General features: G+C 48.5%; 14 protein-coding genes. 4 read left to right on the forward strand and 10 right to left on the reverse strand.

Features of this window, described 5'->3' with window-relative positions; genetic code table 11:
* Nucleotides 1-7 precede the first annotated feature (7 nt).
* The gene (locus BFC17_RS21295) at nt 8-1,021 is read left to right on the forward strand and encodes a zinc-dependent alcohol dehydrogenase family protein (RefSeq protein WP_070178547.1); all 1,014 of its coding nucleotides are present in this window, start codon (nt 8-10) and stop codon (nt 1,019-1,021) included.
* Between the two features lie 51 nt (nt 1,022-1,072).
* Here BFC17_RS21295 and BFC17_RS21300 read toward each other — a convergent pair whose 3' ends face one another.
* Both BFC17_RS21300 and uxuA read right to left on the reverse strand, forming a co-directional pair.
* Entirely contained in the window at nt 1,073-3,769 is a 2,697-nt protein-coding gene (locus tag BFC17_RS21300) for a glycoside hydrolase family 2 TIM barrel-domain containing protein (protein ID WP_083271888.1), read from the reverse strand.
* A 420-nt stretch (nt 3,770-4,189) separates the two neighbouring features.
* Nucleotides 4,190-5,356: a mannonate dehydratase gene (gene uxuA / locus BFC17_RS21305; RefSeq protein WP_070178548.1), complete on the reverse strand. Its 1,167-nt coding sequence runs from the start codon at nt 5,354-5,356 to the stop codon at nt 4,190-4,192.
* Nucleotides 5,357-5,884: 528 nt separating this feature from the next.
* On the opposite strand from uxuA, the gene BFC17_RS21310 reads away from it, so the two are divergent.
* Complete coding sequence (locus tag BFC17_RS21310; RefSeq protein ID WP_070178549.1) at nt 5,885-8,218, forward strand: TonB-dependent receptor; 2,334 nt, start codon at nt 5,885-5,887, stop codon at nt 8,216-8,218.
* 111 nt (nt 8,219-8,329) lie between these two features.
* Here the strand turns inward: BFC17_RS21310 and BFC17_RS21315 are convergent, their stop codons facing one another.
* Complete coding sequence (locus tag BFC17_RS21315) at nt 8,330-11,758, reverse strand: ATP-binding protein (protein ID WP_070178550.1); 3,429 nt, start codon at nt 11,756-11,758, stop codon at nt 8,330-8,332.
* A 283-nt stretch (nt 11,759-12,041) separates the two neighbouring features.
* Here BFC17_RS21315 and BFC17_RS21320 point away from each other — a divergent pair, with 283 nt between their 5' ends.
* Nucleotides 12,042-12,977, forward strand: coding sequence for a GGDEF domain-containing response regulator (locus BFC17_RS21320; protein ID WP_070178551.1), 936 nt, complete (start codon nt 12,042-12,044; stop codon nt 12,975-12,977).
* Between the two features lie 13 nt (nt 12,978-12,990).
* On the opposite strand, the gene BFC17_RS23045 is transcribed toward BFC17_RS21320, so the two are convergent.
* From BFC17_RS23045 to BFC17_RS21355, 7 genes are all read right to left on the reverse strand, one after another.
* The gene (locus BFC17_RS23045) at nt 12,991-13,392 is read right to left on the reverse strand and encodes an STAS domain-containing protein (protein WP_070178552.1); all 402 of its coding nucleotides are present in this window, start codon (nt 13,390-13,392) and stop codon (nt 12,991-12,993) included.
* Between the two features lie 319 nt (nt 13,393-13,711).
* Nucleotides 13,712-14,842 (reverse strand): FAD-dependent oxidoreductase, encoded by a 1,131-nt coding sequence (locus tag BFC17_RS21330; RefSeq protein WP_070178553.1) that lies wholly within the window; start codon nt 14,840-14,842, stop codon nt 13,712-13,714.
* Nucleotides 14,839-15,198, reverse strand: coding sequence for a Rieske (2Fe-2S) protein (locus BFC17_RS21335; protein ID WP_070178554.1), 360 nt, complete (start codon nt 15,196-15,198; stop codon nt 14,839-14,841). The genes BFC17_RS21330 and BFC17_RS21335 overlap by 4 nt, the downstream gene beginning before the upstream one ends.
* The gene (locus tag BFC17_RS21340) at nt 15,198-16,151 is read right to left on the reverse strand and encodes a VOC family protein (protein WP_070178555.1); all 954 of its coding nucleotides are present in this window, start codon (nt 16,149-16,151) and stop codon (nt 15,198-15,200) included. The genes BFC17_RS21335 and BFC17_RS21340 overlap by 1 nt, the downstream gene beginning before the upstream one ends.
* A gap of 11 nt (nt 16,152-16,162) precedes the next feature.
* Nucleotides 16,163-17,323 carry an alpha/beta hydrolase family protein gene (locus BFC17_RS21345; RefSeq protein ID WP_070178556.1) on the reverse strand — a complete coding sequence of 387 codons (1,161 nt, stop codon included), beginning with the start codon at nt 17,321-17,323 and terminating at the stop codon, nt 16,163-16,165.
* A gap of 9 nt (nt 17,324-17,332) precedes the next feature.
* A complete protein-coding gene (locus tag BFC17_RS21350; protein ID WP_070178557.1) occupies nt 17,333-18,130 on the reverse strand; it encodes a cyclase family protein in 798 nt (265 codons plus the stop codon).
* Nucleotides 18,130-19,113 carry a fumarylacetoacetate hydrolase family protein gene (locus BFC17_RS21355; protein ID WP_070178558.1) on the reverse strand — a complete coding sequence of 328 codons (984 nt, stop codon included), beginning with the start codon at nt 19,111-19,113 and terminating at the stop codon, nt 18,130-18,132. Before BFC17_RS21355 ends, BFC17_RS21350 begins: the two co-directional genes overlap by 1 nt.
* 192 nt (nt 19,114-19,305) lie before the next feature.
* On the opposite strand from BFC17_RS21355, the gene BFC17_RS21360 reads away from it, so the two are divergent.
* Nucleotides 19,306-20,229, forward strand: a complete 924-nt coding sequence (locus BFC17_RS21360) for a LysR family transcriptional regulator (RefSeq protein WP_070178559.1) — start codon at nt 19,306-19,308, stop codon at nt 20,227-20,229.
* Nucleotides 20,230-20,243 lie beyond the last annotated feature (14 nt).

Below are 20,243 nucleotides of genomic sequence, written 5' to 3' on the forward strand. Positions count from 1 at the left end.
TGATATTATGAGAGCAATTATTACTGCCAATCCGGACCAGGGCCTTGATGGTCTCGCCGTTACTGACATCGCTGAACCCGCCGCCCCTCAGGGTGACCAGATCAAAGTAAGACTACTGGGCAGTTCGTTGAACTATCACGACCTGGGTGTCGCGATGGGCACCTTAAATAAAGTACAGGATCGTATTTTGCTGGCCGATGGTGCCGGCATTGTTGAGGCAGTGGGCGAAGACGTTACAGATTTTAAACCCGGTGATGAAGTGGTGTCCTGCTTCTTCCCGGACTGGCAGGCCGGTGGGCCGACGCTGGGCGATTTTAGCCGTACTCCCGGCGATGGCCTGGACGGTTATGCCCGCGATCTGGTGGTTACGCCACAAAGCTGGTTTACCAAAGCGCCAAAAGGCTGGACCGCCACAGAATCATCTACCATTACCACGGCCGGTTTAACCGCATGGCGCGCACTGGTAACAGAAAGCAACATTAAAGCGGGTGATAAAGTATTGCTGCTGGGCACTGGCGGCGTATCCATTTATGCCTTACAACTGGCCAAGGGCATGGGTGCATCGGTAGCCATTACCTCTTCCAGTAACGACAAACTGGCAAAAGCCAAAGCCCTCGGCGCCGACTTTACGGTTAACTATAAAGAAGACGAAAACTGGGGCGAAACGGTAGCCAACTGGGCAGAAGGCGGTGTGGATATCGTAGTTGAGGTAGGCGGCCCGGCGACACTGACCCAGTCTATTACAGCCTGTCGCGTGGGCGGAAAAATCATTTTAATTGGCGTGTTAACCGGAATGGGCGGTGAAATACCTACCGCTTACATGATGCTAAAACAAATTCGCCTGCAAGGCATTGTGGTTGGTAGCCGCAGCGAACAACAGGATATGGTAAAAGCGCTGGAACAACTGGCAATAAAACCGGTGATTGATAAAACCTTTGGTTTTGCCGAACTGGCCGAAGCCTTCCGTTACGAACTGGCTGCTGGCCACTTTGGTAAAATCGCTATCGATTATACCCTTTAACTCGCAGTAAGAAGTGCTGCCTGATGAGCATTTCAGGCAGCACGACGTAATTTAAAGTGGTGTTACGCTAATCGCCGACACGGCAGCCGGGCCGGAACCGGGTGTGAATGCCAGTTGCAAACGGCCATTGGTTACTTCAACGTCAAATTCTACTCGTTGGCTTGCATAACCCGCGTCTTCGCTACCCGCAGGCGTTTTAATTGCAACGGGTTTTGCATTATTGGCCGTCACCATAAACTCAGCAGCCTGAGCCTGTGCAACCACTAATAAACTCACCTTATACTTACCTTCATCCAGCGGCAGAGCGTAACTAAACTCACCGCTACGATAGGTAGTTGCCATGGGCTGATCGCTCACGTCTTTGATATCCGCTGGTTTTGGCGGGCGGCCCCAACCGCCGGGTTTATCCAGCGACTTAGCACTGCCACCACTAAAGAAGGCATCAGAGCCATATTGTGCAGGCGCAGTGTCTGACGCCATAATTGCACCGGTATCGATATGATAGGCATTAACCTGTGGAGCATTGAGCCGCCAGTTTGCGGTATCGGATACCCCTTCCCTGTCGCCAACACCCCGGGCAATAATCGTGTTTTCACCACCAGTCAGACGCACATCCGGCCATTCGCAGGTTGCCATTATGCAATTTGATTGCACGCCCTGTGACTCACCGTTAACCAGCAGTTCCACTTCTGTCAGGTTGCTGTAAACCTTAACAGCCGTTACCTGATAGGCGCGTTCAACGTAGCGTTTTGAGGTAATATGCACCATTGGCTTATCACTCCAGTTTGCCTGGTAAAAATAGTAACTGTCTTTGTTAATTGCCCTGTCGTAGGTAATTACCCCTTTGGTGTTAATATCAATAGAGTCACCCTCCACCCGGGTGGTGGTAGCAAAATCAAAGGCATTCCAGATCCAGGTTGCCCACAAATAAGGTTTGCTGGCCAGAATCGCCCAGTTCGCCTCGTGAACATAGCTCATGTATTCCTCGGGTTGATGCCGCCCGGTAGCAGCCACCGGCCCACCAAATACGTTATCGCTGTGCATTGAGGTAGCACCGCCAGCGCCATATTCACTCACGGAGATTGGCTGTTGCGGATATAAACCGTGCAGGGTATCTAAATGTTCATCCAAATCCTGCGGTTTGCCATAGTACCAACCGTAATAGCGATTTAATCCGGTGGTTTGTGATAACCCCGTGGTTTTTGGCACTTTGTCGGCTGGCCAGCGCGCATTCGCTTCACAACAGTTAGCCAGGGTGGAATAGCGCGAAGGATCAAGCTCTGCCACCTGTTTATCCAGCACGGTTAAGACCGGCGTAGGATCGGGTTCTGAATCTGGCGGGCTGCCAAGAAACGCCGGTAACACCGCACCAAAGTCTACTTCGTTGGCGATGCCCCACACGGCAACAGACGGGTGATTAAAATTTTGCTTAATCATCTCCGTTAGCTGTAACTGCGCGTTTTCCAGCAGTGCCTGATTAGCCGCTTCATATTCTTCGGCGTAGCGCCAAACTGATACCAGCGGAATTTCATCCCACAGAATAATGCCCTGCTCGTTAGCGAGTTTATGCACCGGCTGACCATGGGGATAGTGAGCCAGACGAATCGTGTTTGCCCCCATATCGACCAGCAGTTTAACATCTTCAGCAATATCCTCAGGGCTAACCGCCCAGCCACGGCCTTCGCGATCCTGATGATAAGCCACGCCTTTAAGCGTTAATGGCTTGCCATTAAGAATAAAGCCTTTATCTGCATCGACACCGATAGTACGCAGACCATAAGGCTGGGAAACCGTATCCAGCCAGTTACCTTCGCTGTCGGTCAACACCGCTTCCAGCTTATATAAATAGGGATCGCTCACACCGTGCCAAAGATGCGGGCTGGGTATAGCCAGCGTAATGGATTGCTCTGTGCGTTTTGCCGGCTGCAAAGATAACGGGATTTGCTGTTGCGCAGCCACGTTTCCAGCCGCATCAACCAGACGGGTAGTCAGAAGTACTTGTTGTGGAGTTTCTGCCAGACTCGAAATCAGGGTATTTACGTTAACCTCGGCCGTACCAGCCGGTGTTAGTGTGGTTGTTGCATACACGCCCGGGCCACCAAAATCATCCATTGCCACGTGCACATCAGGCGTAGAAACAAGCCTTACCGGCCGGTAAAGCCCGCCGTGGACAAAAAAGTCGCCGGCAATGGGTAACGTGTCAAAGGTGGTAGAGGTTGCCGTAGGTTTGCTGTTATCCACTTTAACCACCAGCAGGTTGGCTTGATTTTCGTTAATAGCCGCAGTGGCATTAAAGCGAAAACGGTTAAAACCGCCGCGATGCTCGCCCAGACGAACGCCATTCAGCCAGACTTCAGCTGTACGGCTTGCAGCATCAAATTCCAGCCAGTGCTGTAAACCTGCTGAGGCTTTATCCAGCGTAAAGGAAAGGCGGTAATACCCGGCGCCCATAGTAGTGTTGATGTTATCGGGCGTATGCAGATGATCGCTGTCTGAGTTTTGATAGTAGCCCACGCGATTCCAGCTGTGCGGTACACTCACCGATTGCCAGTCATCAGCATTAACCCCGGGCGAGAGAACCCCTTCAGGCAGGGTATCGCTTAACATAAATTGCCAGTTATCCGCGAGTAACTTTACTGAACGCACCGGCTCGTCTTTGGCGATGTGTTCGGTCTGATTGCCCGAACATCCCAATAGAACGATAACACACAAGCCGGATAACACTGCCCCGCAAGCAGATTTAAACATACAAACTCCTTACTACCAATGCGATGAAAATCAGATGGAAACGGGTATTGCTGACGCGATTGACCAACGAGGAAACGATGACGAATGCGGTTTATCGGCAACAACCAAAATCTGGTAAGGCCAATATACCTACCTCTTTAATCATTTCAACATTTAATTAACAAAATCAGCACAGTTTGAGCGGGCACGCCAAAATTTAGCGATTAAACCATAAATAACAACAGGTTAAATTAAAACGACATCTGTAATAGATGCTATCGATTTTTTAAATAGCGGTAGGTTAAAGCCACCGGGGATGGTCTTGATTTCAGATTTGATGGCCTGACCAAAAACATTACCGGAATAGTAAGGAGAGGTTGTGACAGATAGATATGACAGGTGACGCCGCCAGCAAGTACTGACGGCAACAGGGGATAAAGATTAATTCAGCTGTTCCAGCACACGAATAGCGCCGCGTAACTCTGCGAGCGCTTTCATTCTACCGGCATAAGAATAGCCGGGTTTTACGCCTGGCTGACCAATTTCATCCTCTAATAAATGGCCGTGATCCGGGCGCATGGGGATCAGATTGTCGGGCTCCCGCCCGCACTCTTCTGCCAGCAGCGCACGAATTAAACCAATCATATCGTTGTCACCATCAAGGTGGTCGGATTCATAAAATGAGCCGTCATCTTCACGTTTTACATTACGTAAATGCACAAAGAAAATGCTGGGCCCGAACGCCCTGACCATATCCACCAGATTATTGTCGGCCCTTGCCCCATAAGAGCCGGCGCACAGTGTTAGGCCATTGCTTGGGCTTGGCACTGCCTCCAGTATTGCTCTGGCGTCATCCGCTGTGGATACCACCCGTGGTAACCCGAATAGCGAGAACGGTGGATCGTCCGGGTGAATACACATTTTAATACCATACTGCTCTGCTACCGGCATGATATCCCGCAGAAAAGCGAACAGATTCTGACGATACCCTTCGTTGCCGATTTCAGTAAAAATACGAATAGCATCTTTAATACTATCGCGGGTATAAGAGCCCTCGCCGCCTGGCAACCCGGCAATGATATTCTGTTCCAGCAGCGTTTTTTCTTCATCGCTCATTTCGGCAAAACGCGCTTTGGCTTTGCTTAATTGCGCAGGCGTATAATCGTTTTCAGCACCGGGGCGTTGCAGAATTAACACGTCGTAAGCCACAAAATCTGTCATCTCAAAACGTAACGCCTGACTGGCATTAGGCAGAGTGTAAGACAGGTTTGTTCGGGTCCAGTCAACCACTGGCATAAAGTTATAACAGACAGTAGTGATGCCGTTTTTGCCCAGATTAGCCAGGCTCTCTATATAGTTAGCAATGTAACGCTGATAGTCCCCGGTCCGGGTTTTAATATCATTGTGCAACGGCACACTTTCTACCACAGACCAGGTAAGCCCTGACGCTTCGATTTGTTGCTTGCGCGACTGAATAATGTCTTCCGGCCACGCCTCTCCGGTGGGCACCTCATGCAAAGACGTAACAATACCTGTTGCGCCTGCTTGTCTTATTTTACTCAGGGTAATTACGTCATCTGGTCCAAACCAGCGCCAGGTCTCAAGCATAAATAGTTTCCTCGGACAGTTATCTGAAAGGGCAAAATACTGCGTTCACCCTCCCAAATGGACAGGTGGCCTTACCAATTTTAATCATATTTATTATAAATACAACTCAGAAAAACGTATAAAAGCTATACAAACGCCCCGAATCCTGATGGACAAATACTGCAGATCGCATTCCGTGGAGCATCACTTTCAACGCCGTTACAAGTGTAATACGCCTAGCCGGAAAAAAGATAAACCACTGAATTAAAATAATATTAACTAAAAAAACCGACAACAACCTGGCACCTGACTGACCTCTGTAGAGCCCATGATTTGAAATACTTTCAATCAATATTACGAAGCAAAATTTGCTTAGCATTAATTTTATCGATACCTCGCATCCAAATTGTAAACTTCTAAATCTTTCTGATTGCTTTAAATTAACAATTGTTACTTTTTTGTAAAACACAGATGCCTTTCGTTAACCAAATTAACGATAAGGGGTCGAAATGATTAGTGGCTCGATAGCTGAAGATTGTAAGGACCACCATGAAACACATAAAAAACCTCAAATACACGGTACTTGCCAGTGCAATAGCATGCTCCTTAGCCAACGCTCAGGAGGCCGACACATCAGAAGCAACCAAATCTGAAGGATTTGAAGTTATTCTGGTTGAAGCACAAAGAACAACACAGAACCTCCAGGAAGTGCCTGTCAGCGTTCAGGTGCTGTACGGCGGCGATCTGGAAGACCAGAATATTAACGAATTGACTCAGCTATCGGCATTGGCTCCGACACTGCAGATGGGTCAGGACAATACCTTTGCAATCCGCGGTATTGGCTCGCAAATTTTCGCTGAAACGATAGACCCCAGTGTGGCACTAGCCATTGATGGCGTGAGCCTGGGTCGTAATGCTCTGGCTGGCCAGCCATTTAATGATATCGCTTCGGTAGAAGTGTTAAACGGTCCACAAGGTCTGCTATTTGGTAAAAATGCATCTGCTGGTCTGGTAAATATCACCACTCAGCGCCCTATCCTGGACGAATATTCGGGTAAGGTGTCTTTTGAATATAATCTGCGTGATACCACGCCTACCGATGCTACCGGGCAAATATTTAAAGGCACCTTCAACATGCCGGTAACGGATAAATCAGCGCTGCGCGTTAACGTGCTCTACTCTGATCAGGATCCACTTATCGATAACGTATTCCCTAATGACGGAGTGAGAACCGATCTCGGTCAGGAAAAACGCGGCATTAAAGCAAAGTATTTATACATGGATGGGCCGCTGAGTATTTACCTGCTGGCCGATTACAATACCAACGACGGAACCGGTGAACGCTACGGCCGTACGTTCAGAGACGTTGATCCAGCCAGTGAACTGGTAGATTTACTGGCGGCGGATAACATTGTTCCGGGCCCGGAAAACATGATCAATAACTCTGATGGCGCCATGTTCAGAGACGTTGAAACCGGTGGTGCGCAGGCCGAAATCAGCTATATGTTTGAAAACGGCATCGAAATGGTCAACATTGTGGCCTGGCGCTATTTTGAGAGTGATACCAACCTGCACAATGACTTCTCATCCAAGCGGGACATTGTGGATAATCCTAACGTGAACGATTACGAGCAGGTATCCAATGAGTTGCGATTTATTTTCCCTGAAACTGATTTTTACTCAGGTCAGGCCGGACTGTTCTATTTTAACTCTACTTCGGACATTGTTGACCAGTTAGATGTTGAAGGCCCACCCGCCTTTATTGCTGTTGGCTTTCCATTCTGCGTTGGTGCTGAAATTTCGGGTCCACCGCCGGGCTGCCCTTACAGCAACGATGTATTTTTAGGTAATGACTCTATCACTGAACTTGTGCAAACCAGTTATGCCGCCTTTGGTCAGTTTGACTTTTTCCTGAGTGATAAGCTGACCGCTACTGCCGGTGCCCGGGTTACTGTGGACGACATCTCTACCGATGTACTTCAGATGCAGCGTGATTACTTTATTGGTATTGGCGGCCCACGCGGACGCTTTGTTGAGTCTGTGGATAACACCAATATCAGTTGGAAGCTGGGTATGCAGTATCAGCAGTCAGATGACCTGATGTTCTATGGCTCAGTAGGCCAGGGTTACAAAGCGCCGGGCTTTAATACCGACAACCAGGGCAACGACAATATTCCGTTCGCCGTGGAAGACGAAGTGTCAACCACTATTGAAGCGGGTTTCAAGAGTACCTTGCTGGATAACAAGCTGATATTCAACGTGTCGGTATTTAATACCAACTTTGATAACTATCAGGCGCAGTCATTTAACCTTGATGCACAGGCGTTCATTATCCAGAATGCGGCCACAGTAACCTCACGAGGCGCTGAGATTTCAGCACGTGCCATGGTGTCTGACAACCTCACGGTATACTGGGAAGCCTCGGTACTGGATTCTTCGTTTGATGAATTTGACGCCGCTTCCTGTACACCGGATTCTACAGAGTGTGGGCCGGATGACGCGTTCTTTGATGCTTCGGGTTACTCCACACCGTTAGCCGCAGACTTTACCTCAAACCTGCAGGCTAAGTACGAGCGTGAGTTAACCGAGGACATGTATGGCTTTGTAAACGCGGCGCTTTATTACCGTTCTGATATCAGCTACGGCATCGGTTCGCCATCAACGGAACTGGATGCGATTACCACCTTTAATATCAGCGCCGGTATTGAAACAATGGACGGCTTACAGGTAACCGTATTCTGTAACAACTGCACAGACGAAAAATACCCGTTCTCTATCGCCTTTGACCCGGGTGAGAATAACGCCGGTATGGCATCAACCCAGCAATCCTGGGGCCTGAACTCAGTGCGCTCAATCGGTATTTCAGTATCACAAACCTTCTAAGGTAACTGAATATTAAAAGCCCTCTTCAGCAATGAAGGGGGCTTTTTTGTGCGTGATAGCTTCGCGTTGGAGAAACAACAAGGGCTAATATCCAATCACCACATATAAATGTTAATGACCTTGATTAAGATAAATTTCGAATACTTGGGCGGTTAACTTCGATACCATTTTTACCTCCGTGAATATTGACTGAATTTCTTCAATTGTGAGTTGACTGGCATTGTCATCCAGCACCTCAAGAAGTTCACTGAGCTTAATAGCACCGATATCAGCCGCGTTACCTTTGTAGGCGTGAGCAGAGAATTTTAGTGCATCGCGGTCATCAGACTTCACAGCATTTTCCAATGCCATCAACTTTGATTGATAATCGCGTAAAAATAAATGCATCAATTTTTCAAGTAAATCTTCATTACCGCTTAATCTGGCGATAACGCCCTCTTTATCCCATAAGCTTGGGTCTACAGGTGCTTTATTTTCGGCTTCCGGCGCTAAAACTGATGCTTTGGTTTGCTTAATGTTATTCAGTTTACTGAAAAGCACCGCAGGGTCGACGGGCTTGGTAATGTAATCATTCATACCGGCCTGATAGCATTTGTCGCTTTCCCCTTTCATCGCGTTTGCGGTCATGGCGATAATGGGCACAGATTGATATTGCTCTCCTGCATCACCGGCTCGAATCGCCCTGGTAGATTCATAGCCATTCAGCACCGGCATATTGCAATCCATGAGTATGACATCGATTGCGGGCGAAGCATCTCGCAATACATCGATGGCCTCCAGACCATTTTCTGCAATCGTCGTCGTAATATCTAATGGCTCCATGATATAGGAGGCTACCTGTCGATTTATTTCGTTGTCATCTACCACCAGAACATTCAGCCCTAATGGTTCTATTTGTTCATTTGACAGTGAATGTTCGTGCGCTGACCGGCGGCGTTCATCTGTAATCTGAGTAAACGTCTCGTTTTCAATGCGTTCGTTTGTTACTACGGATAAAAACATCGAGCGATAAACCGGCTCAACCAGAGTTTTTCCATTTGGGGGAGGCTGTTTGCACGGATGGGCAGGGTTTGCAATGATGACGAGCCTTGCTTTAGTGTGTTCACAAATCTTCATCCATTCATCAATGACGGCCTGATAGAAGCTATGGTTTGTGTTGACAAAGACAAAGTCTAGTTTATCCAGCGTCACGGCAGTAAATGGCTGGGAAAGGCGCACCACCTTCCCGCCGGTATGTTCTATTAAATTGGAAATGGTCATGCTAAGTGGCAAAGCGTCAATAGCCATACCAATCTCTTTGCCTGATAACCTTTCGAAGCTCTCGGAAGGTTTGTCTTTCCACTCATCAACCGGAAGCTCGACTAAAAATTGTGTACCAACCCCTTCTTCTGATTGCAAACTGATAGTCCCACCCAAAAGCGTAAGAATCTCGCGACAGATTGATAATCCCAGTCCAGAGCCGCCAAAGCTGGCTGCGATGGTTTCATCAGCCTGCGTAAATGCCGCAAAAAGTTTTTGTTGATTCGATTTAGAAATGCCGGTGCCGGTATCCGATACTTCAAAACACAGCCAGCCCTTATCCTCTTTTTGTGTACTCCATGCTTTCACCGATATATGGCCCTCAGCGGAAAACTTAATCGCGTTACTCAAAAGATTATTGATAACCTGAGTCAATCGATAAGGGTCACTGTAAATAGAACTAAAGTGAATGTCGGTGGTATCGATATAGAATCCGAGGTCTTTTTCGTAGGCCACTACAGACATCGTGCTGGTGATACTCTCAAACAAGGCTTCAGGGTTGAAAAATTTAAAGCTTAATTCTAATTTTCCAGCCTCTATTTTTGATAAATCAAGCACATCGTTAATCAGGCGTTTAAGCGTATCCACACTGTTTTCTGCCATCTGCACAAACTTGTGCTGCCGTGTGTTGAGAGGTTCCGCTTTAAGGAGACCTGTCGCACCAACAATACCATTTAAGGGAGTACGCATTTCATGACTGATGGTGGAAATAAAATTCGTTTTTAATGTGCTGACTTCCAGAGCCTTATCCCTCGCCGTTTCAAGCTCTTTGGTACGAGAGGCAACCTGCTCTTCCAGTTTTTTATTCGCTTGTTCAACCGTGGTCATTGCCAGCCTTTCTGCTGTAATATCTCTGATAACTACCGCATACCGCGCGTTAGTGTGAGGGCTGAGGATGGGATTCACCATACAGGAAAACCATTTTTCATCTGGTGTATCAATGTCTCTTGCCCAGGTGCATTCAAACTGGCGGCTGGCGTTTGTCATGCTATCTATTTTTTCGCTTAAATCCGTACCACTTAGTTGCTTGATGAAGGCTGGCAACGTTACTCCAACCATCTCATCACTTGTTACATGAAAAGTACGCTCGAATGCGCGGTTAACCGTGTTAATTTGCCAGTGTTTATTTACGGTAACAATCGAATCCTTAGCAACATCAACAGCCGCCTTTGCTTCATCCGAAATCGCCAGAGACGCGGTTAATTGATGGCTATGCCGATTTTGCCGGTACAGCGCAAACAGCGCGAGGCACAACAACACCGCTAAACCGGTGAAGGTCTCAAATCGTTTGGTCATTAACGCCTGTTGGTAATAATCGTCGGTCACAAAAACATAGGAAGACAATGCGCCACCCGACGGATCTGACGAAGCCACAATTTCCTGCCCCATCCCCCACAGTAACGCATTGTTAGGGATAACCTTATACTGGCCGTACCGGTTTAACGGCAAAGTCGTTACCGGTGCGTAGGTTGTTGAAAACTTGCTATTCGGAGATAGGTTTCGGCTGTACTGCAATGCATCAATGGGATGTTTAACAAAGTATCCATCGCCGTCAGCAATGATAATTTGCATGTAATCTCCCACTAATCTATTCAATGAGTCCAGTAAGCCTTTTACATCAATATTGGCGATAATCATTCCGAAGGGCTGATTATCATCGTCGAAGATAGGGCGCGCAAAACGAACCGTTGGCCTGTATGGAATACTTAATTTGCCAAATTCCTTATTAAGGTCAATAACCGAGGTAAATATATCGCCCTCGCTCAACGCCATCGTATCCTGAAAGTAATAGCGGTCACTTTTATTCTGCAAATCATTGCTATCTACCGCAGAAATACGCCCATGCGCTCTATCTACTCTGATGAACTCTTGTCCAGTTGCATCAATTACCCTTAACTGGAAATACTCCCTGTGGTTTTCCATAAACCCTTTAAATATCTGAGTCAGCCGGTCTTTCCACAACGCCGTAGTTGTGCCGTCACGGGGGTCAATCCCGTTGTGTTGTGCCGCACGCGTCAGCCCGCTAATCGGCGGCGTAGTGTACAGGAAGGCAATTTCGTCAAGGAAAGACTCGTATTCATGGGTAATCATGCCATCGATTTCGCGAAGATTATTATTGGCATCTTCAGCCACTACTTTATCGAGTGACTTTTTGAGTTGTGAATCAGTGATAATACCAATCGCTATCACCACAATGATAACAACGAGATACATAACGCGGGATAGCTTGGTATAGCCCATGATTCAGCCCCAGATGATATAACTGTAATAATAATTATTTGCGCAATAATAGAGTGTTAACGCAAATGGGCATTATTTCCTGTCGGTAAATTTGATTCACCCAAAAATTATACTAAAGTTCAATAAAGTGTAGGTCATCTATACAGATTAGGACAGTATAGTTGCAGACAGCGGACGCGGGATTGCATGTTCAGAATTGCAGTTGATACTACCGCAATAGAATAAGCCATCAGCTTTAACTGGTATCAAATGACGAATTCAAACGGCTCAGCATGGTTGGTGTATGTTTACTGAAAGTGCCTACAGTACCCTTCAATTCCCGCTTTATACGGGCAAAAACATTGCAGACTGCGTTGCATTGATTGTTGACGACGATGAGGCAAGTCGGTTGCTTTTGTCGTCTATTCTCAGCGATACCCTACGATGTATTTGTATCAGTAACAGTATTGAAGTGGTCGCCGCCGTTGATAATTTCAAACCAGATATCATCGTGATGGATATTAATATGCCAGGCCAATCTGGCATTGATATCTGCAAACAGCTTCAAAGCAAGAAAGCGACAGCCAATTGCCCGGTGTTATTCGTTTCCAGCGCAAACAAATCCGAAGAGCAAGACCGTTGCTGGCAAGTCGGCGCATCGACGCTGACCTATCGCGTAAAACATCTGCTGCAAAGCAAGTTGCGCCTGGACTTGCTCACCGAATTAACATTTAAAGACAGCCTGACCGGCTTATACAACCGCCATTATTTATTTACTGAAATCCCGACCATATTTAAACAGGTTGTCCGTGAACAGCAATTCTTATCGGTCATCATGGTAGATATTGACCGTTTTAAGCGTTACAACGATTTTTACGGCCATGTGAAAGGCGATGAATGTCTGCATGAAGTAGCTCAAACCCTGTTAGAGGCATTACAGCGCCCGCAAGACTGTATAATTCGTTATGGTGGTGAGGAATTCCTGATTTTTTTACCAGACACGACGGCTGAGGGATGTCTGCATGTAGCACAAACTCTAGTCCAGGCGGTACGGGACCAAAAAATTCCTCACGAAAAAAGTGAACACGGCGTGGTTACCATCAGTGTGGGTTATGTTGTCACCAAACCGACTAAAGAATCACGGATCGAACATATTGTCAGTGAGGCGGATTTATCGCTGTTTGAAGCAAAAGAAAGTGGCCGTTGCCAACTCAGAGGACACGCGAATTTAGCACTGTAATCCGCCATTTTTGCTACCGCTTTAGCATAAACAATTTATTCATCCTGGTTTTTGAAAACAACCTGTAGACATCGGCGTTTAGGTTAACTAAACATATTTCAACGTCTTTGGATATGATTTCTCTACGAACCATTATTAATGCGCCCAATCCGGCAGAATCGATTCGGGTTACGCGGGAAAAATCAAAGTTAAAGACACCATTCTTAAACTGACCGAAATTCACGAAACGAAGCGCTGACAACACCTCCTTCGCGTTTGTGCCTAGAAGGATCGGGGGTAATAACAGTGTATTTTCACCAACAAGCAGACCTGTCAGGCACTTATTGCAATTATGTCGAGCTTCTTTGGGGAGGCCAGTTATAAGAAAACAAGAACCGCAGTCAGTGTCTGATTGTGGAATATTATCTTCGGTCACAAAATCTTCCTCGGATAACGTATATGTTAAATTATAATTCTAGTAGGCGAATCAGTTTTTTCGATGTGTAATTTGGATTAAGGGATTCCTCCGCAAGAAATTTCCTCTTGAGCCTCCAAGGAAAGTAAATTTGGATATTAGCCATCAGTCCATACACCAATGCTTACTTCCGCTTCACGCTCAAAGCCGCCCTTGAACCTAGCCTGAATTACCGGCGCAACACTTCTTCCCGATGCACACACAAAAAAGCAGGAGCTAACAGCGCCTGCTTTTACAATTTAATTAAGGGCGAGGATATCCTGCCCATTCAGCAATTACCTTATATAGGCTGTGCAAGCGCAATTGAGGTTTCGCGCATAATATTGGTGTGCTCTTGTTTATCGCCACCGGTAATTTCGATTTGTGCCAGGCGGCCGGAATTCTCAACCACCAGTCGGCAGCGTTCGAAACGGCGTGCCTGAAAACCAGCCAGTGCTTCATCAACGGATGCTGCATTTTCCAGTTCTTCGGCAATTACGATTGCATCTTCAATACCGATACACGCGCCGGATGCCAGATGCGGTGTGGTGGCATGTACAGTATCGCCAATCAGCAGCACGCGGTTTTTATACCATGGTCCTGGCATTAACATGCCTTCCAGCGGTCGGTAATGAATCAATGAGTCGTCGGTTAGCATACCCGCCATTTGCTGCACGATAGGTGCAGGAAAGCCAGCCAGTAGCGCTTTGAGCTTTTCGGTAAAGGTAGATGGATCGATAAACTCGTTGGTTTCGCGGTTTTCGGTCACAAACATGTACATTTCGTCGGCCGACATGGGGTTTACACCAGCTTTAATGTGCGGGCCTACCCACATGCTAACATTGTCGATTTCCGGCAAGCGCGGTAACACTGCGCGCCATACTCCCTGGCCTATGTAAGCTGGTCCCTTATCTTCAGGGAACACGGTTTTGCGCACCGAAGAGAACAGGCCATCTGCGCCAATCACCAAATCGTAGGTATCAGAAGTTCCATCAGTGAAAGTAACTGTTACGCTGTCACCCTGATCGTCGATACTTTCAAAGGTAATACCCAGGCGCACATTCACGTCGGTTTCGCGGGTTTTCGCCGCCAGAATTTTTGCCAGTACCGGGCGCATGATAGCACCGCCGCCGGGCGCGTTTTCGCCCATTAATGGTGGCGCGGGAATAAACGCCAGATGCTGGCCGGTTGGTGCAAACACATCCAACCCTTTGTGCGTTGCTCCCTGAGTTAAAAACTCATCCAGTATACCAATCTGGGCAAATGCGCGGATGGTAGCGCCGCCAATGCTTATTCCGGCCCCATCAGTGCGCCAGTTCTTATCGATTTCTACCAGATCAACCGCAATGCCTTTTTTGCTTAATTCAATTGCCGCCGACATACCGGAAAAGCCGCCGCCGATGATCAGTACCTTATTCACACATGCACTCATAATTCATTCTCCCCGGCCCGGCTTGTTACCAGCCACACCGTGTTGTTTTCTATTATTACCGGCACGGGTGTCAGCGACTCGCCCTTACAGGGACCACTCACACACAGGCCGTTTTCGATCGTGAATAACGCACCATGGGCAGCGCAGACTATGCGGTTACCGCGGTTATTCAGATAAGCGTTTTTCTTCCAGGGCAGTGTGGTATTGCCATAATGCGGGCACACATCGGTGTAGGCGTACACGTTGCCGTCACGCAAGATAACCAGCACACTGTCCTGACCTTCATTAAAGGGATCAAACCCCAGCGGCCCCTCAGCAAGCTCGCTCAGGTCGCAAAGTCTGATCCCGGCTGGCATTAAGGCGCTCCAGGCGGCTTGCCACCAGCCCCCGGCGGTGGTGGGCCCATTGGCGCCCATTTCTCGCGGTACTGCAGTAGGAATACCTGTGAGTTATCTGCGCCTGGCATAGATTCACGGGCAGTCCAGCTGTCATCGTGTAAATCCATGTCGGCGTCGAATTCCATGTTGCAACCAAAGGGGCTCTTGAAATACCAGAACCAGTTAGAGCCAAAGATATGGCGGCCCGGCCCCCAGAAGCTTTGGTAGCCTTTGTTCACCATATTGGTACCGGCGGTCATCACGTCGGTCGGCCCGCCCATGTGAAAGGTAAAGTGTTCAATGCCCTGCATATGCGGTGGGGTTTGAATAAAAAATAAGGTGTGGTGATCGGTAGTCCCCGCCGGGCGCATAAATGGCCCAACGTGGGTAAAGCGATCGGTGGTGACAAACCCCAGGCGGTCACGGTAAAAAGCCTCGGCTTTTGGGAAGTCTGGTACAAAATACACGACATGGGACAAGGTACGTGGCGTGCCCACGTCTTCTTTACTCACGGCGGTGATATTGAGGCCGCGCTGTGGTGCTGCCCCCGGCGCGTTTACCGCTTCGGCCGGTAACTCTAGTGTTTTACGCTGGGTAACCATAAAGCCCAATACAAAACCCAAGTCATCCACAGCTTCAATGCTGCCATCAGCCAGGGTTTTCACTTCACGGTCTTTGCTTAGCTCAGCCGTAATTGCATCAAGGTCAGCTTGTTCGGCCACCCCATAAACAGTTTTACGAATGGCGCTTCCGGTGGGCAGTGCTGCAGGTAAATCCGCGTCATCAGCCGGGTAAATTTCGATGCCAGTGCCATCTAGAGCAACATAACGGTGTTCATCTGCTGCGGTTAAGCCGTAATCCAGTGCAAACTGCTTACAGGCTGCCACATCGTCGACACCGAAGATCAGCAGTTCAGGACCAATTATATTCATGGTGAGTTTCCTTATTTTGCCGTTCTGGCATTGAATGTTTCGGCAACCCAGTCAGCAATGTAGTGACCGGCATTAATGCTGTTATCAAAGCTTGAGTGCTGAACCCCACCCTCGCGCTCGGTAAAGACTTTAAGCTCCCGTTTAGGACTGTTAACCAACTGCTCGTAGGTACGCTCTGCCCACTTAAGCGGAATTTGCGAATCCTTGGAGCCATGTGTTACCAGGAACGGCACTTTGATTTTTTCTAACTGACCATCGAGGTGAACGTTCTCGGCGATTTCCATGAATTCGTCCATGTCTTTCGCGCCCCATACCCAGCACACATGCGCCCAGTAATGTGGCACCGGGAAGTCACCTTCTTTTTCCAGACGGCGCTTTTGTACATCGCGCCAGTCATGGTTTGCCCCCCAGCACACACCAAGAGCCAGACGTGGTTCATTGGCCACGGCGCGCGGGCAGTAATAGCCGCCCAGTGAAACCCCTTCCATACCAATGCGACTGCTGTCCACATCGTCACGGGTTTCCAGATAATCCACTACTTTCGATGCCCAGTGTTCAGAGTCATAGCGCGCGGTAAACCCTTGCAGGCGCAGGGCTTCGCCGGTGCCGGGCTGATCCACAATTAATGAGGAAACACCACGTTTTGCCAGCCACAGTGGCAGGCCCACGCGGTATTTCATTTCTTTGGTAGAGTCCAGACCATTCACCTGAATAAGAATTGGCGCAGGTCCGTCAACATTTTCGGCGCGCACGTAGAGTGCAGAGAGATGCTTGCCTTCATAAGGGATTTCTACCCGCTCGCAGTTCTCATCGTTCAGCGTAATGCCTTTCTGGAACAGCTCCAGTTCACGCTTATAGAGTTCCAGACGGCCCGGCGCGTTGTGCGCTTGTAAGCGTTCACAGGTAATCAGGTAAGAGGCTGCGCGGCCGTACTTCTCGCCAGCGGAATACAAGCGGCCTTTGCTTTCATCTTCTTCAGCCAGCACGCACAGCTTGTCGGCCATTTTTGCCCAGGTATCACGAAATGCTTGTACGCCTTCTTTATCCGGCTGCTTAGCCGCTTCCTGTAACGGTGCGCACATTTCTTCAATTTCACCAATGCGGGCCCCCATCTCGATTGCCAGGTCTACAGAGAGGTTCCACACATAATTGGTGGGAAAATACTTAAACATAAAAACTCCTTAAGATTTGTGCTTCGGCACGAACGCGACGGCTCTGACAAAACCGGCCGAGGCGTGTTTAATTTTGTAAGGGAAGCAGGACACTAAAAATCCGGTTGCCGGGATCGCCTTGAGGTTGGCCAGCTTTTCCATTTGCCCGTAACCAATATCCCGGCCGGCCTTATGGCCTTCCCAGATAATGCTCGGGTCTTTGTCCTGGGCGAATCGTTCACGAGTAAACTTAAATGGCGCATCCCAGCTCCAGGCGTCGGTGCCCACCACTTTTACGCCGCGGTCAAGCAGATACATGGTGGCTTCGCGGCCCATGCCCACACCGGCATCGAGGTAGCCGGGCTGACCAAAAATATCGCCAGCGCGGGTGTTTACCAGCACGATATCCAGTGGTTTGAGCGTGTGCCCGATGCGTTCTAATTCCGCTTCCACATCGGCACCGGTCACCACGTAACCGTCTGGCAAGGCACTGAAATCCAGCTTTACCCCGGCCTGAAAACACCATTCCAGCGGGAATTCATCAATACCGTAAGCCGGTTTGCCGCCGTCGGTAGTCGAGGCATAGTGCCAGGGCGCATCCATATGCGTGCCGCTGTGGGTGGTAATTTGCAGGCGCTCAGCAGCCCAGCTTTCTTCGCCCGGCAGTTGATCGATGGTTAAACCGGGAAACATCGCCTGCATCTCAGGAAAACCTTCCTGGTGATCCATGTAATCTATTTTGGGTAGCAGAGGGGGTGGATCGGTGTACTGGTTATTATCCAGCGTGACCGACAGGTCGATCATTTGATATTCAGCAGGATTGAACATTACTGAACCTCCAGGGTTACGGTTTGCGAGATTGCACCAAATACACTGTTGCCAGCGTTATCCAATGCCTGCATGACAACGGTTTCGCCATCACTTAAAAAAGGAGTTTGTGGTGCGCCATGTTTGATGAGCTCTTTGGCACGAATTTCGGCGATACAGGCCTGACCAACGGTTGGGTCAGCATTAGACACGGTGCCGGAACCTACAACAGTGCCAGCGTTTAAGGCACGGGTTTGGGTAACGTGAGCAATTACATCCTGAAAACCAAAATGCATTTCAGCCCCATTTGGATTGCCAAACCATTCACCACTGCGTTCTATGTGAACAGGTAACTGCACCCGGCCGTTGTGCCAGGCATCGCCCAGTTCATCCGGTGTTACGGCAACGGGGGCAAATGCGGTTGCGCCTTTAGCCTGCACAAAGCCAAAACCGGTTTTCATCTCCCGGGGTGCCAGCGCGCGGTAGCTAATGTCGTTCAGCAATACCACCAGGCGGATAGCATCATAGGCTTGCTGAGCAGTAGCGCCCATGGGCAACTTGTCGATAATCACGCCGAATTCACCTTCAAAGTCGGCGCCAACCTCAGCATTCGGCATTACCAGCGGATCGGTCGGTGCGCTAAAATTATCGCCAGCGCCCTGATACACCAGTGGGTACTTGTCGGCATCTTCAATGGGGTCCAGATGAAAGGCTTTTTGCATCAGATGGCCGTGATTAAGAAAACAAGAACCATCCAGCCATTGCCAACTGCGTGGCATGGGGGCGTCCAGATTAAAACTGCTCAATGGCTGGGCATCGCTTAATTGCCCGTCATTAAGCGCGGCATAGCGCGCTTGCAACAGCGGCTCTGCCTCTGCCCAGTTATTCAGGGCTTGTTGCAGGGTATCTGCGATATCGGGCACGGCGATGGCCCGGGACATATCTTTAGCAACCAGCAGTAAACGGCCATCGGCCGAGGAAGATTTTTCAGACGCAAATTTCATGTTATTTCCTAACAGGGAAAACCAATACTTATAAGTGATTGCGCCAATCAGCGTATTTTGCCCCAGCAACAATCGTTAACAAGTTTTCAACATTTGCAGTCTAAAAGTTTCTTGATAAAACGAAAAATTAAATGTATTGATTAAAAGTATCTACAAATTTAATACTTCGTTAACTTTTCAAGAGGTGGGATCATGCGGTTTGAGCAGTTGGATTTGAATTTATTAGTCGCGCTTGATGTTTTACTTGAAGAACAGAATATCTCTCGCACAGCAGAGAAACTCTACCTTTCGCAGTCTGCCACCAGCAGTATTCTGGCGCGACTACGGGAATATTTTAAGGATGATCTGTTCGTGCAGGTGGGCAGAAAGATGCAACCAACGCCTTATGCCCTGGAATTGCAGTCACCTATTAAAGAAATGTTAAATATTGTTCGTGGTTCGATTACGAATCGGCGTCAGATGGACCTGCAAAACTACAGCCGCCACTTTCGGATTATTGTTTCTGACTACATTTTGCAGGTATTTTTAACCGACGTCATCAAGACGGTATCCAAAGAAGCGCCCAACCTGAGTTTCGAATTCTTAACCCCGTTTACAATTGAGTCCGACGCCCTGGCGCGCAGCAGCGTGGATCTGATGATCGCACCAGATCAGGTCATGATAGACGGCTATTCATCCGCATTTTTTACCAGTGACGAACTGGTTTGTATCGCCGATAAAAACAATCCCGTGATTGCTAAGGGTCTGACCCCAGAGAGCTTTTGCGAATGCGGACATATCTCCGTGGGCTTTGGCCGCGTTAGTTTGCTAAGTATCGAGAAGTGGCTGGTAGAAGCGAAAGATCTGAAACGCCGAATCGAGGTCATTACTAACGACTTTACCACCCTGTGCCGCATGATTGTTGGCACGGAACGACTCGCGTTACTTCCGCGTAAGTTTGCCGAACTTAACGCCAGCTTTATGCCCTTACAGGTCTTGCCATTACCGTTTGAGGCACCCGCGTTCAACGAACACATGATATGGCACCCGACCTTAGACAGCGATCCGGTGCACAGCTGGCTGCGGGAAAAAATCATCGAGCAAGGCCTTCCCAGCCATACCAAGACCACGCATTAGCGCGAATTTAGCAG

This window comes from Marisediminitalea lipolytica, from assembly GCF_001758465.1.
GTDB lineage: Bacteria > Pseudomonadota > Gammaproteobacteria > Enterobacterales > Alteromonadaceae > Alteromonas > Alteromonas lipolytica.

What these genes read in the sequence shown, in the direction of transcription:
- BFC17_RS21335 (WP_070178554.1), bottom strand. Translation starts at nt 15,198, where the DNA reads ATGCCAGCCGGGATCAGACTTTGCGACCTGAGCGAGCTTGCTGAGGGG.
- BFC17_RS21295 (WP_070178547.1), top strand. Translation starts at nt 8, where the DNA reads ATGAGAGCAATTATTACTGCCAATCCGGACCAGGGCCTTGATGGTCTC.
- BFC17_RS21310 (WP_070178549.1), top strand. Translation starts at nt 5,885, where the DNA reads ATGAAACACATAAAAAACCTCAAATACACGGTACTTGCCAGTGCAATA.
- BFC17_RS21300 (WP_083271888.1), bottom strand. Translation starts at nt 3,769, where the DNA reads ATGTTTAAATCTGCTTGCGGGGCAGTGTTATCCGGCTTGTGTGTTATC.
- BFC17_RS21360 (WP_070178559.1), top strand. Translation starts at nt 19,306, where the DNA reads ATGCGGTTTGAGCAGTTGGATTTGAATTTATTAGTCGCGCTTGATGTT.
- BFC17_RS21320 (WP_070178551.1), top strand. Translation starts at nt 12,042, where the DNA reads ATGTTTACTGAAAGTGCCTACAGTACCCTTCAATTCCCGCTTTATACG.
- BFC17_RS21350 (WP_070178557.1), bottom strand. Translation starts at nt 18,130, where the DNA reads ATGTTCAATCCTGCTGAATATCAAATGATCGACCTGTCGGTCACGCTG.
- BFC17_RS21355 (WP_070178558.1), bottom strand. Translation starts at nt 19,113, where the DNA reads ATGAAATTTGCGTCTGAAAAATCTTCCTCGGCCGATGGCCGTTTACTG.
- BFC17_RS21315 (WP_070178550.1), bottom strand. Translation starts at nt 11,758, where the DNA reads ATGGGCTATACCAAGCTATCCCGCGTTATGTATCTCGTTGTTATCATT.
- BFC17_RS21340 (WP_070178555.1), bottom strand. Translation starts at nt 16,151, where the DNA reads ATGAATATAATTGGTCCTGAACTGCTGATCTTCGGTGTCGACGATGTG.
- BFC17_RS21345 (WP_070178556.1), bottom strand. Translation starts at nt 17,323, where the DNA reads ATGTTTAAGTATTTTCCCACCAATTATGTGTGGAACCTCTCTGTAGAC.
- BFC17_RS21330 (WP_070178553.1), bottom strand. Translation starts at nt 14,842, where the DNA reads ATGAGTGCATGTGTGAATAAGGTACTGATCATCGGCGGCGGCTTTTCC.
- uxuA (WP_070178548.1), bottom strand. Translation starts at nt 5,356, where the DNA reads ATGCTTGAGACCTGGCGCTGGTTTGGACCAGATGACGTAATTACCCTG.